Raw genomic sequence first — 778 nt, forward strand, 5'->3', positions numbered from 1 at the left:
TAGAGATCACCCAGGACACCACCATCAAGGCCTTTGTCACCGGCCCCGGCCGGGACGACAGCGACGTCGTCACCTTCGAGTACACGGTGCCCAGGGTAGCGGTAACCGGGGTGAGCATTGCCCAGGGCGAGCAGGTGGAGCTTGGGGTAGGCCAGACGTTGCCGCTCACGGCGGTGGTTCAGCCGGAAAACGCGACTAACAAGGCCGTAACTTGGTCCAGCAGCAACGCGGCAGTCGCCACGGTGGACCAGACCGGCCTGGTGACCGGGGTATCGGCCGGCACGGCGACCATTACCGTGACCACTCAGGACGGCGGCTTCACCGACAGCATCACCGTTGCCGTGGTGCCGACCAAGCCTGCTCCGGCGCTAACCCCCGACGCCACCGACAACCGGGTGGGCAGCCCCATCGAGCTCGTCTTTGAGGACGACGAGGCTTGGCGGGCGGCCATCAGAGAAATCACGGTGGACGGCAGCCCGCTCGGGGCGGATAGGTACTCGGTTGAAGCCGGCAAGATCACCATTGCCGCGACGGTCTTCAGTGCTGCCGGGGACTATCGCATTGTGGTCAAGGCGGACGGGTACGGGGATGCAACTGTTAGTCAAACCATTAATCCGGCCTCGGGCCAGGAACCGGGCGGGAAGGTTGTATTGACCGTGACCGGTCCCGGCGTGAACGGGACCAAGGAATTCACCCAGGCTGAGCTCGAGGAGATGCCGCAATACGAGCATTCCTGTAATCCTGTTAGGTAGGCGTTGGCAATAAAAAAGCCTCCTGG

1 protein-coding gene is annotated in these 778 nt (G+C 63.2%); it reads left to right on the top strand.

The window, feature by feature from the left end; all coding sequences use genetic code 11:
- On the top strand, positions 1-752 hold a 752-nt coding region (locus tag NUV99_12125; protein ID MCR4420835.1), incomplete at its 5' end, for an Ig-like domain-containing protein.
- Positions 753-778 lie beyond the last annotated feature (26 nt).

The sequence above is a fragment of the Clostridia bacterium genome (assembly GCA_024653205.1).
Taxonomy (GTDB): domain Bacteria; phylum Bacillota; class DSM-521; order Neomoorellales; family SLTJ01; genus JANLFO01.